The sequence below is a fragment of the Paraburkholderia fungorum genome (assembly GCF_003610895.1).
Lineage (GTDB): Bacteria > Pseudomonadota > Gammaproteobacteria > Burkholderiales > Burkholderiaceae > Paraburkholderia > Paraburkholderia fungorum_B.
Genome location: NZ_MCAS01000034.1, coordinates 47,725 through 62,708, shown reverse-complemented (window position 1 = coordinate 62,708; position 14,984 = coordinate 47,725). Strand labels below are relative to the sequence as shown.

Here is a 14,984-nt window from a genome sequence, read left to right as displayed (position 1 = left end):
AAGAAAAATGCAGCAATTCCTCAAATAATTTCATTTTACGGTTCGCTCCATGAGGCTCAGCATAAGAGGATGGCAAGAGAAGGGGTCAGCATGAACATCACGATTCTGGACGATTATTTCGACACGCTGCGGGGCCTGCCTTGTTTCCACAAGCTGGACGGCCACGCTGTCACCGTATGGAACGACCATGTGCAGGACGTGGATGCGCTGGCCGAGCGCCTGCGCGACACCGAGGTGCTGGTGCTGATTCGTGAGCGCACCCAGATCCGCGCGCCGCTGATCGCCCGGCTGCCGAAGTTGCGGCTCATCAGTCAGCGCAGCGTCTTTCCCCATATCGACGTCGGCGCCTGCACGGAACACGGCGTGATCGTGTCCTCGAATCAGCATGCCGGCAGCCCTTCCTATGCCGCGGCCGAACTGACCTGGGGTCTGGTCATCGCGGCCATGCGCCAGATTCCGCAGCAGATGCAGGCACTGCAGGCCGGCCGCTGGCAGACGGGCGTGGGCCGCAGCCTGCGTGGCCGCACGCTGGGCATCTACGGGTACGGCCGCATCGGCGCCGAGGTGGCGCGCTACGGTGCTGCGTTCGGCATGAAGGTGCTGGTCTGGGCGAGAGAGGCCTCGCTGCAACGGGCCCGCGAAGACGGCTGGGACATCGCATCGGATAAGCCGGCTTTCTTCAAGGCGTGCGACGTGCTCTCGCTGCACATGCGCCTCGTGAACGACACTCGCGGCATTGTGACGGCGGAAGATCTCGGCAGGATGAAACCCACCGCCCTGCTGGTCAACACCAGCCGCGCGGGGTTAATCGCGCCGGGTGCACTGGAGCAGGCGCTGCATGCTGGCCGGCCCGGCATGGTGGCGGTCGACGTCTATGACGAAGAACCGTTGCGCGATCCTGAGCATCCGCTGCTGCGCATGCCTAACGTTGTTTGCACGCCGCATATCGGCTATGTCACGGAGGACGAGTATGAGATCCAGTTCTCCGACATCTTCGATCAGATCGTGTCCTATGCGGCCGGACAACCGATCCACGTGGTCAATCCAGAGGTGCTGAAGAGCGCCGTATCGCGCGACGCCGCCAGCACGGGAACCGACACGCACGACCCAGTCGAACCGCTGATTCTCGATCTGCTGGAATGGATCGGGTCTGGTAGCCGCCCTTACAGTGAAGCGATGGAAGTCTGGCGCACCTCATGTCCCCGCCTGCCGGTTTGGGAGGATGCCTGCGCGCGCGGTTATCTGACGCGCACTCATTCACCCGGCAGCGTGGCCGAGGTAGCGGTCAGCCCGGCCGGCACCGCTTATCTGCGCGCGAGCCGCGGCACGCCGGGAACGGATTCGCCGCCGGCCAACTGACAGCGGGCACGGCCCGATCCGGCTAGCCCGAACCCTCTCGCCGCCTCAGCCCTGCCGGGCGTCGCGCAGCGCGTCCTGCATCACGACGCCGGCCGCTTCGATATGCGCTTTCGTCAGGCGCTTCGCGGCGCGCCGGTCACGGGCGAGCACCGCGTCGAGGATCGCATGATGCTCGGCGAGCGAGATGCGTTGGTAGCGCTCCAGTTGCCAGACGAGCCGCAGATAACGGTCCATCTTGCGCCAGATGGTTTCCAGCGTCTCCAGCAGATGCCGCTTGCCGCTCGCCCGATAGATGGCGCGGTGAAATGCCCAGTTGTCGATCGACCAGTGCTCGACCTCGTGCTCATGTTCGTCGCGCTCGAGGATGGCGCGGACCGCGGTTTCGTCGTCCGCGCCGAACGCGTCGATCGCGGCATCCAATGCCAGTAACTCAAGCGCGATGCGCATTTCCGTCAACTCGGCCGCTTCGAGCCTCGTCATCGCGGAGACGAATGCGCCGCGGTTCGGCACGATCGTGACGAACCCGCTCGCCTGCAACTGCACGAACGCCTCCCGCACCGGAATGTGGCTGGTGCCGAATTCCTTCGCAATCAGATCCTGCCGCAACTGCGTCCCCGGCACCAAAGTGCCGTCCGCGATGCGCTCGCGCAGGCGGTCGGCGAGCGAAGTCAAAGAGAGCTTGCCATCTGCAGATTTTTTCACTTTAATATATTAAAACCATATTGGAGGCCCAGGTGACAGTATCTCGCTTGAGAAATATTCCCGGCATTGGAGTCGATCGCATCGGCGACGCCGCAGATTCCCTGCACGACGCGGACATTCTAAGGCTTGAAAATCTCGATACCGACCTGCGCCCGCCGGTGCAGGCGCTGGCTCGCACGCACGAGGCCGTCGACGACGACGCGGCAAACAGCTACCTGCCCTTTACCGGCCAGCGTGCCTTGCGCGAGGCGGCCGCCGGGCGGGTCGGCCGCGCGGCGGGCGTCACTTATGACGCCGCGAGCGAATGCATCGTGTCGGCCGGCGGTCTTGCCGGGATTTTCAACGTGCTGCTGTCGATTCTCGAGCCGGGCGACGAGGTCGTGCTGACGGATCCCACCTACGCCGGGCTGATCAACCGGGTGCATCTAGCCGCGGGCGTGCCGAAGTTCGCGCGGCTGCAGCCGGGGGCCGACGGCTGGCGGCTCGATCTCGATAGTCTTGCCGCGGCGATCGGGCCGCGAACGAAAGCGCTGCTGATCATGTCGCCTTCAATGCCAGGCGGCTACGTCGCGTCGCGGGACGAATGGCTTGCGATCGCGGAACATTGCAAGCGCCATGGCATCTGGCTGGTCTATGACGCGGCGATGGAGCGCATCCTGTTCGACGGACGCGAGGTCATTCATCCCGCCGGTTTGCCGGGCATGCGCGAACACACCATCACCATCGGTGCGGTATCGAAGGAGTATCGGATGATCGGGTGGCGCGTCGGCTGGATCGTCGGCCCCGCGTCGATCATGAACGACGTGCGTCTCGTGAGCCTGTCGAACGTGGTGTGTCAGGTGGGAATCGCGATGCCCGGCGCCACGGCTGCGCTGACGGCAAGCGACGACGGCGTGGCCGCCGCGGTCGCCGAGTGGGAGCGCCGCCGCGACTTTCTGATGAGCGCGCTTGCCGACCTGCCCGTGATCCGCCCGCATGGCGGCTGGTCGATGCTCATCGACACGCGCGAGCTGGGTCTGGAGCCGCCCGACGCGTCGAAGCTGCTGCTCAAACACGGCAAGGTCGCGGCTACGCCGATGACGAACTGGGGGCCGGGTGCGGACAGCTATCTGCGTTTCGTGTTTTCCAACGAGTCCATTTCGCGCCTGCATGACATTCGCGAACGCATACGACGTTCATGGCAGACATGAACGCCGTCAGTCGATGTATCGGCGATCCTCAAGAGCACACGCCCCCCGGCACCCTGTCGTTCTCTTAAGTCCTCAATCAGTCAGACCCCAGACCGCACCCGAACCCGGCCTTGTTCTTCAAGGCCAGGAAGGGTATTGCCGATTTTCGATAACACTCGGTTTTTCGTCCTCTTACTATCTTCTGGACCCCTCGCCGGCTCAGGCATTCACGGCCCCAGGTCAGCGAGTATTACCCCAGCCGATCGTCAACATAATGAATTCCGATTGTTGTTGATCTCGAATTTTCTCGTTCCTAAGATGGCCCAACCGTCAGAACGGTAAAGCGGAGACACTGAATATGGATGCGCATGCGAAGCCCGAACGGGCGATCAAAACAGTAGAAGACGCGATTGGCCTGGTAGAGGCAAGCGGCCTGACGCATATCAAAGTCGGTGTGTCCGATGTCGACGGCATTCTGCGCGGAAAATATTTACGCAAGGATAAATTCCTTGGTGCGCTGCGTGCCGGCTTTGCCTTCTGCAACGTCGTTCTGGGGTGGGATTCGAACGACCAGATGTACGACAATACCAGGTACACCGGTTGGCATACGGCCTACCCGGACGCCATGGTGCGCATCGTGCCGGAGAGCTGCCGGCGCTTGCCGCTTGAACAGAGCAACGGCGAAGACATGTTGTTCTTCCTCGCCGAGTTCGTTGAGGATGCCGCAGCAATTTGCCCACGGAGTTTGCTGCAACGCGTACTGAAGCGCGCCGACGAAATGGGCTTCGAAGCCTTTGCCGCGCTCGAGTATGAATTCTTCATGTTCGACGAGACGCCGCATTCGGTACGCGACAAGAATTATCGCGACCTGAAAAACTGGACACCCGGCAATTTCGGTTATTCAGTGCTGCGCAGCACGGTCGAAGGGGATTTTTACCGGCAGTTGCTCGATATGTGCGAGCAGATGGACATGCCGATCGAAGGTCTGCATACCGAAACCGGTCCGGGTGTTCTGGAGGCTGCGCTTGCGGTCGACAGCGCGGTCGAAATGGCGGACAAGGCCATGCTGTTCAAAACCTTCACCAAGGCGCTGGCCCAGAAGAACAATCTGATGGCGACCTTCATGGCGAAATGGTCGCACGACCACCCAGGACAAAGCGGTCATATTCATGTGTCGCTGCGCGAAACGCGCACGGGCAAGTCGGTGTTTTACGACGAAAGCCGTCCGTACAATATGAGCGCCAGGCAGGCCAATTTCATGGCGGGAGTGCAACGCTACCTGCCCGAATTCATGTCGATGTTCGCGCAGACCATCAACAGCTATTCGCGTCTGGTGCCAGGCTACTGGGCGCCGCTCGATGCAACATGGGGCGTCGAGAATCGAACCACGGCCTTGCGCCTGATCCCGGGTTCCGAAAAGTCCCAGCGCGTGGAAGTTCGCATCGGTTCGGCCGACGCGAATCCCTACATTGCATTGGCGGCCGCATTGGGCGCCGGTTTGTACGGTATCGAACAAGGTCTGGAACCGGGCCCGATCGTTCAGGGGAACGCCTATACACAGGAATTTCCGGCCCACCTGAAATTGCCTTGCACCTTGTGGGAATCCGCACAGCGGCTTCGCGATTCCGAAGCAGCGAAGATCCTGTTTGGCGAACCGTTTGTCGAGCACTTTGCGGCGACCCGCGAATGGGAAGAACGGCAGTTCCGCCGGCATGTGACCGATTGGGAATTGGCCCGGTATTTCGAAATCATTTGAGTCCAAGAGTAGAAGCCCACCATGATGAAACAAGAACTGGTTACGATTAGCCCGATCGACGGCAGCGAATTCGTGCGCCGCCCTTATGCGAGCGATTCGCAGATCGAGCAGACGCTGCAACGCGCGCACGCCGCCCAGAAGGGATGGGCCGCCAGACCGCTGTCGGAACGTCTGGCGCTGGTTGGCCGCGCCGTCGAGCACTTTGTCGCGAACAAGGCCAATATCGCCGAGGCGATTACGCACCAGATGGGGCGTCCGCTGCGCTACACCGCCGGCGAGGTGGACGGCTTTGCGGCACGCGCGCGCCATATGATGGCGATTGCCGAAGACTCGCTGAAGCCTGTGCAAGTGGCGCCGCAGGATGGCTTTACCCGTTTCATTTCGCGTGAACCGGTCGGCGTGGTGTTGACCGTCGCGCCGTGGAACTACCCTTTGCTGACCGCCGTGAATAGCATCGTGCCGGCCCTGCTGGCAGGCAATGCGGTCATTCTCAAGCACTCCGATCAAACGCCGCTGTGCGCCGAACTCATCCACGAGGCGTTTGTTCAGGCCGATCTGCCTGAGGGCGTGTTCCAGTATCTGCATGTGGATCATGAGCGGGTGCGTCGCCTGATCCAGTCGAAGGAAATCGGCTTTGTCTGCTTTACCGGTTCGGTGAACGGAGGGCGTATCGTCGAAGAAGCCGCAGCCGGGCGTTTTATCGGCGTTGGACTGGAGCTGGGCGGTAATGACCCGGCTTACGTGCGAGGCGATGCCAACCTCGACCATGCCGTGGAAACGCTGGTCGACGGCGCATTTTTCAACTCGGGCCAGTCGTGCTGCGGTATCCAGCGTATTTATGTGGCTCAGCCCTTGTACAAGGATTTTGTCGAGCGTGCCGTTGCGCTGACGAATCAGTACGTGCTGGGCAATCCGCTCGATGCGCAAACCACCCTGGGTCCGGTCGTGCGGACCGCGGCAGCCGACGGCGTGCGCGCCGTGATTGCCGACGCACTCGCGAGAGGCGCCACGAATCTGATCGACGAAAGCGGGTTTGCGCTGTCACGCGCCGGTACGCCTTATGTTGCACCGGGCATCTTCGTGAACGTCGACCACAGCATGACGCTGATGAACGACGAGTGCTTCGGACCGGTGGTCGGCATCATGCTCGTGTCCGGCGACGAACAGGCCATCGAGCTCATGAACGATAGCCCCTACGGTTTGACGGCCAGCGTGTTCACCAGCGACGAAGACGCCGCGCTATCGATCGGCCAGCGCGTCGAAACCGGCACGTTCTTTATGAACCGCTGCGATTATCTCGACCCCGCGCTCGCCTGGACCGGCGTGAAGAATACCGGCCGTGGCGCGACCTTGTCGGCAGTTGGTTACGAGCACCTGACGCGACCCAAGTCTTTTCATCTGAAAACCCGTCTTTGAACGGGACTCTCGAAGGAACTCGCATGTCACTCCCCACCGCAAACTGGAATTACCCGACCGCAGTCAAGGTCGGCGCAGGCCGCATTGGCGAATTGGCTCAATGGTGCAAAAGCCTGGGCATGCGCCGGCCGCTCCTGATCACCGACCCAGGTCTCGCGGCGTTGCCGCTGATCGCCGGCGCGCTCGATCAATGCAAGTCCGCGGGTCTCGAGTGCGGACTGTTTCACGATATCAAGGGTAACCCCACCGGCAAGAATGTCGACGACGGTGTGGCGATATTCAAGGCCGGCGACCATGACGGCGTGATCGCCTTCGGCGGCGGCTCGGCCCTCGATGCAGCCAAAGCCGTCGCGCTGATGGTCGGGCAGGATCGTCCGCTGTGGGACTTTGAAGATGTCGGCGACAACTATCTGCGCGTCAACGTGGCCGGCATGGCGCCTGTCGTCGCCGTACCGACCACGGCGGGAACCGGCTCGGAAGTCGGGCGCGCGTCGGTGATCACCGACGACGAATCCCACGTCAAGCGAATCATCTTTCACGCGAAGATGCTGCCCGCGGTGGTCATCCTCGATCCTGAGTTGACGGTAGGCCTGCCGGCGAAACTGACCGCGGCGACCGGCATGGACGCCCTGTCGCATAACCTCGAAGCCTACTGCTCGCCGTTTTATCACCCGATGGCGACCGGCATCGCCGTCGAGGGGATTCGCCTGATCAAGCAGTTTCTGCCGCGAGCCGTCAAGGACGGCCACGATCTCGACGCGCGTCTGCAAATGCTGGTGGCATCGAGCATGGGCGCCACGGCGTTTCAGCGTGGTCTGGGGGCAATGCACGCACTGGCCCATCCGTTGGGCGCGCTGTATGACGCTCATCACGGCATGCTCAACGCCATTCTGATGCCGTATGTGCTCAAGGCGAACGAATCGGCGATCAAGGATCGGATCGAATTGCTGGCACGCTATCTGGAACTGGCGCAGCCGTCGTTCGCATCGTTCCTCGAATGGGTTCTGACCATGCGCGAGTCGCTCGGTATTCCTCATACGCTGCGGGACATCGGCATCGACGCGCGCGACGCGGCGAAGATCGGTGAAATGGCCGTGGCTGACGGATCTGCCGGAACCAATCCGATACCGTTCAGCGCCGCCGAGTACAGCCGCATTTTCACGGCCGCGGTAGAAGGCCTGCTGTAACGCCGGAGCGAATCAGTCAGTGTTATCGAGGGAATGCTGTGGCAAGAATCGGGATCGCTGGTTTTCTGCATGAGACCAATACTTTCGCCGCCAGCCGGGCGAGTTTTGCTACGTTCGTCGAAGCGGACGCGTGGCCGGGCTTGCTGGTTGGCGAGGAAATCTTCGGCGCGGTCTCGGGCGTCAATCTGGCCATCGACGGTTTCATCCAGGCCGCACGGCCGGCGCACCAGTTAGTCCCGCTATTGTGGGCCTCCGCGAATCCGAGCGGCCCGGTCACACAAGATGCGTTCGAAGCCATTGCCTTCATGCTCGACCGGATGATTCGCGACGCAGGTCCGCTCGACGCGTTGCTGCTCGATCTGCACGGCGCGATGGTGAGCGAGCATCTGGAAGACGGCGAGGGAGAATTGCTGCGGCGTTTGCGGCACCGGGTCGGCGCCACGATGCCGATCGTGGCGGCGCTCGATTTTCACGCCAACATCACGCCGGCCATGATCGAACATGCAAGCGGCCTGCTCACGTATCGCAGCTATCCGCATATCGACATGATGCGGACCGGGCAGCGGGCGCTCGCGCTATTGGATAAGTTGCTCGCTGGCGCGACGCTGTACAAAGGCTATCGCCAGGTGCCCTTTCTGATTCCCATGCCGTGGCAAAGCACCTTGACCGAGCCGATGCGCGGTTTGGTGGCGTTCGGTGAGTCGTTGGCATCGGAACAGGTTTTTGTCGCTGAATTTGTGCCGGGCTTTCCGCTCGCCGATATTCATCACAGTGGCCCTAGCGTGATTGCCTACGGCTGCGATCCGATCGCAGTCGAGGCGGCGGTCGACGCTTTGACGCAAGCTGTTCTGGCCAGACAGACAGACTTCGGCGGGCGCCTCCATGCACCGGCCGATGCAGTCGCGCACGCGCTCGAACAGGCGCTGCGGCCAGGCGGCGGCAGGGTCATCCTGGCCGACACGCAGGACAATCCGGGCGGCGGCGGTGGCGGTGAAACAACCGACATCCTGCACGAGTTGCTACGGCAAAAAGCGCAACGTGTCTGCGCCGGCGTGCTGTGCGATGCGGACTTTGTCGAAGCGGCGGCGCGCGCGGGCGTCGGCGCGGTTATTCACGCGCCGCTGGGCGGCGCCGGTGGCATGGGGGCCGGGCCGCTGCAGGTGCCGTTCGAAGTGCTTGCGCTCGGAACCGGCCGTTTCACCGGCACGGGGCCGTTCTATCTTGGCTGCCAGATGGATCTCGGGCCCATGGCCCGCGTGCGGTGTGGTGGCCCACTCGGCGTGGAGATCGTCGTATCAAGCCGCAAACAGCAAGCCGCCGATCAGGCAATGTTCCGGCACGTCGGCGCCAACCCCGCTGATTACCGCATCCTGGTACTCAAGAGCTCGGTTCATTTCCGGGCCGACTTTGCCGCGTTGGCGAACGAAATTCTGGTGGTGGCCGCGCCCGGCATCAATGTTGCCGATCTGCACCAACTGCGTTACGAAAAACTGAGACCCGGCGTCAAACTGCTTTGAAATCAGCCCAACACGATAGACGGCAGCAACCAGGGGGCATTCGCTTCGATGATGGGCAAGAAGCGATTCTTCAGCAACTGTACGCTGTCCTCGGCGAGTTGCTGCGGCAGCAATCCGAGATCGTCCTGGCGGGCGACCATGGTGAGTTCGCGAAAGAATTCCTCGCCGGGTATCGGGATCAGGCGAAACGCCTGAGAAAACTTTTTGTCCGGTGTCAGCCCGGACTGCAGCAAGCACAACGGTGTCGTGATGGTCCAGCCGGCATTGGCCATCACCAGTTGCATGATCGCAAACGAATTGTCGAGTTGCAGGCGCAAAGGCGGTTGAATGCCCCATTTCTCCAACTGCGTTTCGATACTGCGGCCAATCACCGTGGTATTGCTGTAGCGAATGAAATCGTCTCTGACCAGCAGGCTGCGCAGTGATGGAACGGGTCCTTTGAAGTCGCCGGGCAAAACCAGTACGAATGGTTCGCGCAAGATGCGCTGGCGGTACAGCAAAGGGTTTTTTAACACCAGGTCATCGGAAACGATGATGTCCACCCGCCTCGATAGCAATGCTTCGGCATGCTGATGTGACTGGCCCGTGACCATCGACCAGTTAGTGGTGCGCTGCCGTATCGCACTCAACAATTCGGCGCCGATGCTGGTGGCCATGGAGTCGACCAAGGCGATGCGAATGTGTTTGAGCGGCTCGCCCGGCGGCTTGTGGAACTCCTGACTCAAATGCCTCGCGTCATCCAGCAGCGTGCAGGCGCGGTTGTAGAACTGGCGGCCCGCAGGTGTCAGCAACGGAGGCCGTTGCGAGCGATCGAGGAGCTGGAGATTGAGTGCCTGCTCCAGGTTCGATAGCGTTTGAGAGACTGAGGATTGCGTGATGCTGAGCCGTTGACCTGCTGCTGTCATGCCGCCGGATTCGACGACAAGCACGAAGACTTCGAGCGCCTTCAGATCGAAATGAATGCCATTTTGCATAAGACCGCCTGATTAACCGCGACGGCAAGTGGCCGCGAGCGCGAGGGTGCTGTATCCCGGGGTAGTGTACCCACTGTTGGCGTGGGTGCAAAAAGCGACATCAGAATCGGATAGACAAGCATATGACTTTCTCGTCTGCTGCTTCAGAGCCCGACGCGGCTTATGAAGTGCCGTTTTCGGGCGCCACGGCGCCGGAGTTCCCCGACGGTTTTTGTATCAACACCCGGGTCGCCAGCGACGCCGACGAACAGGCGAGAAATCTCTCAGGCTGGCGGCAAACTTACGACCAGCTGGCGCCAGGCGGTTTTTCAGGCAGCGTGAACGAGTTGCGCCTGCCGCATATGACGATATTCTGCGAAACCACCAGTCACGCGCTGAGGCAAACCTGCGAGGTCGGTTCTGATGCCTACTGGTTCGGCATTCCATTGAAAAATGAAGGCCAAGGTTTGATTGACGGCCATCTGATTGCCGACGACGCATTGGCCGTCATGCGAGGCCGGGACGAATTCGAGTTGGTGACGGCGAGCGAGTACCGGATCCTCGGCGTGGTGATGGCGGATGCCGAATTACGCGCGCATGCCAATGAAGTCGAACGGGTCCATTTCTCCGACGAAGTGCTGGGCCGGCAAATTCTGAATGTGGGCACATCGCGCAAGACTAGCTTGTGCAATACGTTGAACATGCTTTTGCTGACTGCGCAAGCGGACCCGCAGCCGTTCTCCGCAACTGCCAGCAACAATTTGCGGTCTTCCGTGCTGGCTATGTTGTTTGACCTGGTGAGCTCATTGCAAACAGTCGACCCACCGGAAAGCCGCTCGAAGTCGGATCGCTACTGGATCGTCATGCAGGCGCGGGACTATATTCTGGCGCACCGTGACCGCCCGATCGCGGTGCCCGAGTTGTGCCGTCAATTCCACGTGAGCCGGCGTACCTTGCAATACTGCTTCGAAGAGACTTTGGGCATGACACCCGTGTCCTATCTGCGAGCAATCCGGCTCAATGGTGTGCGGCGCGATTTGAGTTCGGCGCAGGCGGGTTCGCCAAGAACGGTGCAAAGCGTGGCTGCCGACTGGGGCTTCTGGCATTTGAGCCAGTTCGCGACGGACTATCGCAAGCTTTTCGGCAAGCGGCCTTCGGAGTCCTTGCGAGAATCGGCGGTGAATGACACATCATGCCGAATCAACTGCTGTACGCGAGCGTGAGTCCGTTGTCTGACGCAGAAGAAGGTCTGCAGCATGCCAGGCTCGCGTCGCAACAGTGGGGTCACCGAATGCGCGGGCGTCGATCGTTGCGCCGTCCAACAACATCAGGCACACGCCAGCCAACTGGTGCGCCGTCTGCGACGGTACGATCTCCCGAAGAATTTCGCCCATCCAACCCTGCAATTTCTCCCGGTAGCGAAGCGCCACTTCGGACACCTTGGGATAGGCCGGGCCGAATTCGGCAAGGGCACGTTCGAACAGGCATCCCGCAAATTCAGGGCTCTCGAACCATGTTTCGTACCACTCAAAGATGCCTTTCAACCGGGAAGTGGCATCCGGTAGCGGCGCCAACCGCTGCTCAATGCCCTCGACGATAACGATGTAGCGCTGCTCCAGAACTTCCCGGATCAGATCTTCCTTGCCCGAAAAGTGGCGATACATGGTCATTCTCGCCACACCCGATTCGTCAATGATCCAGTCAACGCCCACGGGATGAAAGCCGTGCTTTGAAAACAGCTCTGTCGCCTTGTCCACTATCTGCTGGCGCTTGTTCACAGACATCCTTTCCCCTCCCCTTGCAGGCTATTTAACAATTTTAGCATCTGAGAACCGCGCGGGTTGTCCGGATGACCCTATGCCCGAATCGGGCGTACCAACTGCGAGTCGAAAAATTCCGCACCAGGCGATTCTATGCTCCGCAGGTTTGAAAATAAATCCAATGTGACTTCGTTGACATCAAGGTAGAACGATCTATATACTTCAGACTCATAAAAACGGTTCTTATCTAAAAAATCGAGCTTCAGGCTTGATGCGCAAGCCGTTCCGGTATTTTTTACGAAACGGAGATGCCCATTCTCCATCTTGATTAGCGGTCTACGGAAAATCGTAGATCGAGTTCACGAGTGTCAATTCGCTCACATCACGCCTGTGAACTGTGTTTGAAAGTTTGGGGAAACATGCTTCTCAATTGTTCAGGATCGATCTATCCAGAACGCGAAAGAATCAGCAATTACCGCCAATAGCGGCTGAACTCAATAACAACCAAAAGTAACAGGAAGATCATGTTCAAACAGATTGTGGCTTCCCTGGTTCTCGTCGGGCTGTCAGCATGCAACACCATGACTGATTCGGTGATGGACTCCAAACCCGTCGGATCCGCGATGGGCGCAGATAAATTCAATATCGATTACTTGCGCGCCAATCTTGTTGTTGGAAAGACGACCCAAGCTGATGTCCGCCGCACTTTTGGCGAACCTCAAAGCACCGACTCCTATCTGGATAACCCCGACGGCCGGTGGGATTACCGCAACTCGACATCTCAGGATACCTTCGGCTTCCTGCTCAACCACGTTCCATCACTGGGTACGGCAGACGACCTGGCAAGGAATGCGGTAGCAGGGCATGAGCCGAGCTACGGTGTGATGATCTACTTCCATAACCGTGTAGTGAAGAGTTTTTCGCCGCTGAGTCCGAAAGGGAAAGGATGACAATCCGGGGTTCTGTTCGAGCACATTGTTTAAATACCTGACCCGGCGAACCTTGATGGGCGCCTCGCGCCGGACATTAATCGTGTGAAGGGCTGTCAGGTCACGCCGTTCCTGTCAATGGCCACCGTCTCAGGCGAATCGTTCCGGGCCACGGTCTTTTCAGAAGGACGTCGCGCAGCCGCCTTGTCCTCCTGGCGGTGTCAAGGTATCTCCGTGAGTCTTTGTTTCCGCAAACACGATCTGACTTTCCGGACCAACGGCGCCCTTTTTGAGAGAAAAATAATGCTGACAGGAAGGCTAACCTTGTTAATGGCGGCTATCGCCGCCTTGGCCCTCTCGGGCTGCATGGGACTTTCACCCTATTCACCGACACGCAACGCTATGGATGCCCTGGTCGGCCATAACATCAAGGAAATGCTGCCGAGCTGGAAAGGGGCGACACCCGCCACCTATCGCGCCAATGCCCAGGAAAACGCCTACGTCTATACCTTTGGTTACCACCCCGGGCATTACGTTACCCAGGGATACCGGACTCTGGTTGCGCCTAACATTATCGAGGAGGGCTCCTACGATGATTATGTGCCGACCAATACGGATTGCGTGATGACATTCTTTACGGACCGGTCCGGAACCATCACTCGCTACATTATGAAAACCAATGGTGCAATAAACAATAACTCCTGCGGACACTATGTGAGCGGATGGGGCTTCTAGCACAGTCAGCGACGGTCACAAGACGTTGCCCAATTCATCTCGTCAAAGATCGCATCGGGCATGTTCAGCCTTTGTCATCAGGAGCGTCGTTATGCAGTTGAATCATCGGTTTCGTCGTGCCGTCCTGGCGGCCTTGCTCGTGGTCGCAATCGGCCAACCCGCATTCGCGGCCGATGCACAGCGCGGCCCATCTGCCGCCGATCTGGCAAGCCTGCGCAATTACCCTTTAACGGCCGGGTTTCTCGAAAAATGGCTGACGATCGCGGCAGACCCCAAGGCGCCGGTCAAGTCGCTGGACCTGACGTCACTGAGTCAGGACGGCAAAGCGATGTCGCTCGATGCGATGACCGCCACGCTCAACGCCCGGCCCGGTATCAGCGCCTATCTCGCGAGCCAGGGGTTGACCGGCCACGACTACGTTCTTGGCGGCTCGGCGCTGATGATGGCCACCTTCGAAGACATAAGGCAATTGCATCCGGAAATGTCCAGCAACGGTACCGCTGGTGTGTCGATGACGAGCCCTGCGAATCTGGCGTTCTATCGTCAGCACAAGAAGGAAATCCATCTGGCGATGCAGGCGGCGGGACGGCAGCAGTTGCAGGCCGATATGGCTAGAAACGGTGGGAACATGAGGCCCGACAAGATCGGCCCCTGCCTGAAACTCGCGATCGTGAGCGTCGGCCTGGCAGCGATGGCCGAACCAGGAACGGACAAAACGACGCCGGAGATGCACCTGAAACTCGCACAAAGTTTCAACGATATTTCCACCACACTGAAACAGAAAAACCTGCGCGACGACGTCAACGATATGGCCGATGAAATCCGGCTCCAGGCCAACGCATCTCACCTGACGCCAACGCCCAGGTTCACGCGTGGCTTTAACGACATGACCGCGTGGCTCAATACACAGTGTAATTGAGCGCGCCGGCCAATTGCGCTGCCTCTGCCCGGGTGCCGATCGACACCTTGCCAGGTGAGTGTTCGGAATCGGGCGCCCATCGCGGGTCGGCCGTGGCGTGTTGCCCGGCTTCTTCGCTACCCGTGTGTTTGAACTTCAGCTTATTGGGAACAGGCAGCCTGTCGAATCGACATGGCGTCATCCAATTTTGGCAGCATGCCCGGCTACGATCCGCCAATAGGCACCAGATTGCCTCCACAGTCGCGTGTAAGCGAACGTGCCGTCGAACGGGGTTGGCCCGAAGTGGCCACTGAGCGTAGCCTTCGTGGTCACTGCGATCATCTCACCGATGCGGTGAATTCTGGTTTCATACAGATCCAGTTGATCCAGACGCAAAAGCCTGGCGCGGTGAACGGATAGATCGTCTTCCTTCGATAGGAGCTGGCCATCCGGACCGGTGAAAACCAGATCGTCATCCAGCAACTCAGTGAGCGCTTCGACATCGTTGGTCAGCATAGCTGTCCGAAGTGCTGCTTCATATCGGTTGATGAACGTCACGTCATCCATATTTGATTCTCCCATCGCAAGACATGCTATTGAGGT

Annotated in this window: 13 protein-coding genes and 2 pseudogenes; 10 read left to right on the top strand and 5 right to left on the bottom strand. The window is 59.8% G+C overall.

The window, feature by feature from the left end:
* Positions 1 to 90 precede the first annotated feature (90 nt).
* A pseudogene (locus BCY88_RS26910) lies at positions 91 to 1,059 on the top strand (D-2-hydroxyacid dehydrogenase family protein); the annotation flags it as partial.
* A gap of 345 nt (positions 1,060 to 1,404) precedes the next feature.
* Here the strand turns inward: BCY88_RS26910 and BCY88_RS26905 are convergent.
* Complete coding sequence (locus BCY88_RS26905; RefSeq protein WP_120347201.1) at positions 1,405 to 2,061, bottom strand: GntR family transcriptional regulator; 657 nt, start codon at positions 2,059 to 2,061, stop codon at positions 1,405 to 1,407.
* Between the two features lie 32 nt (positions 2,062 to 2,093).
* Between BCY88_RS26905 and BCY88_RS26900 the strand changes: the two genes are divergently transcribed.
* The 5 genes from BCY88_RS26900 to BCY88_RS26880 all read left to right on the top strand — a co-directional run bounded on the left by BCY88_RS26900 (position 2,094) and on the right by BCY88_RS26880 (position 9,106).
* The gene (locus BCY88_RS26900) at positions 2,094 to 3,251 is read left to right on the top strand and encodes a pyridoxal phosphate-dependent aminotransferase (RefSeq protein WP_120347200.1); all 1,158 of its coding nucleotides are present in this window, start codon (positions 2,094 to 2,096) and stop codon (positions 3,249 to 3,251) included.
* Between the two features lie 337 nt (positions 3,252 to 3,588).
* The gene (locus BCY88_RS26895; protein ID WP_120347199.1) at positions 3,589 to 4,986 is read left to right on the top strand and encodes a glutamine synthetase family protein; all 1,398 of its coding nucleotides are present in this window, start codon (positions 3,589 to 3,591) and stop codon (positions 4,984 to 4,986) included.
* 24 nt (positions 4,987 to 5,010) lie between these two features.
* Complete coding sequence (locus BCY88_RS26890) at positions 5,011 to 6,402, top strand: aldehyde dehydrogenase family protein (protein WP_120347448.1); 1,392 nt, start codon at positions 5,011 to 5,013, stop codon at positions 6,400 to 6,402.
* Positions 6,403 to 6,425: 23 nt separating this feature from the next.
* Complete coding sequence (locus BCY88_RS26885) at positions 6,426 to 7,589, top strand: iron-containing alcohol dehydrogenase (protein WP_120347198.1); 1,164 nt, start codon at positions 6,426 to 6,428, stop codon at positions 7,587 to 7,589.
* Between the two features lie 38 nt (positions 7,590 to 7,627).
* The gene (locus tag BCY88_RS26880) at positions 7,628 to 9,106 is read left to right on the top strand and encodes a M81 family metallopeptidase (protein ID WP_220669695.1); all 1,479 of its coding nucleotides are present in this window, start codon (positions 7,628 to 7,630) and stop codon (positions 9,104 to 9,106) included.
* 2 nt (positions 9,107 to 9,108) lie between these two features.
* Here the strand turns inward: BCY88_RS26880 and BCY88_RS26875 are convergent, their stop codons facing one another.
* A complete protein-coding gene (locus BCY88_RS26875) occupies positions 9,109 to 10,080 on the bottom strand; it encodes a LysR family transcriptional regulator (protein WP_120347196.1) in 972 nt (323 codons plus the stop codon).
* Positions 10,081 to 10,202: 122 nt separating this feature from the next.
* Between BCY88_RS26875 and BCY88_RS26870 the strand changes: the two genes are divergently transcribed.
* A complete protein-coding gene (locus tag BCY88_RS26870) occupies positions 10,203 to 11,282 on the top strand; it encodes a helix-turn-helix domain-containing protein (RefSeq protein ID WP_120347195.1) in 1,080 nt (359 codons plus the stop codon).
* On the opposite strand, the gene BCY88_RS26865 is transcribed toward BCY88_RS26870, so the two are convergent.
* Complete coding sequence (locus tag BCY88_RS26865; protein WP_120347194.1) at positions 11,250 to 11,843, bottom strand: TetR/AcrR family transcriptional regulator; 594 nt, start codon at positions 11,841 to 11,843, stop codon at positions 11,250 to 11,252. The genes BCY88_RS26870 and BCY88_RS26865 overlap by 33 nt on opposite strands.
* Positions 11,844 to 12,343: 500 nt before the next feature.
* Here BCY88_RS26865 and BCY88_RS26860 point away from each other — a divergent pair, with 500 nt between their 5' ends.
* Positions 12,344 to 12,769, top strand: a complete 426-nt coding sequence (locus tag BCY88_RS26860; protein WP_120347193.1) for a hypothetical protein — start codon at positions 12,344 to 12,346, stop codon at positions 12,767 to 12,769.
* Positions 12,770 to 12,778: 9 nt separating this feature from the next.
* Here the strand turns inward: BCY88_RS26860 and BCY88_RS40465 are convergent.
* A pseudogene (locus BCY88_RS40465) lies at positions 12,779 to 12,957 on the bottom strand (IS6 family transposase); the annotation flags it as partial.
* A 25-nt stretch (positions 12,958 to 12,982) separates the two neighbouring features.
* Between BCY88_RS40465 and BCY88_RS26855 the strand changes: the two are divergent.
* Together BCY88_RS26855 and BCY88_RS26850 are read left to right on the top strand one after the other, a co-directional pair.
* Positions 12,983 to 13,483 (top strand): hypothetical protein, encoded by a 501-nt coding sequence (locus tag BCY88_RS26855; protein WP_259461521.1) that lies wholly within the window; start codon positions 12,983 to 12,985, stop codon positions 13,481 to 13,483.
* A gap of 91 nt (positions 13,484 to 13,574) precedes the next feature.
* Positions 13,575 to 14,402 carry a hypothetical protein gene (locus BCY88_RS26850; RefSeq protein ID WP_120347192.1) on the top strand — a complete coding sequence of 276 codons (828 nt, stop codon included), beginning with the start codon at positions 13,575 to 13,577 and terminating at the stop codon, positions 14,400 to 14,402.
* Between the two features lie 177 nt (positions 14,403 to 14,579).
* On the opposite strand, the gene BCY88_RS26845 is transcribed toward BCY88_RS26850, so the two are convergent.
* Positions 14,580 to 14,948, bottom strand: coding sequence for a nuclear transport factor 2 family protein (locus tag BCY88_RS26845; protein ID WP_120347446.1), 369 nt, complete (start codon positions 14,946 to 14,948; stop codon positions 14,580 to 14,582).
* Between the last annotated feature and the right edge of the window lie 36 nt (positions 14,949 to 14,984).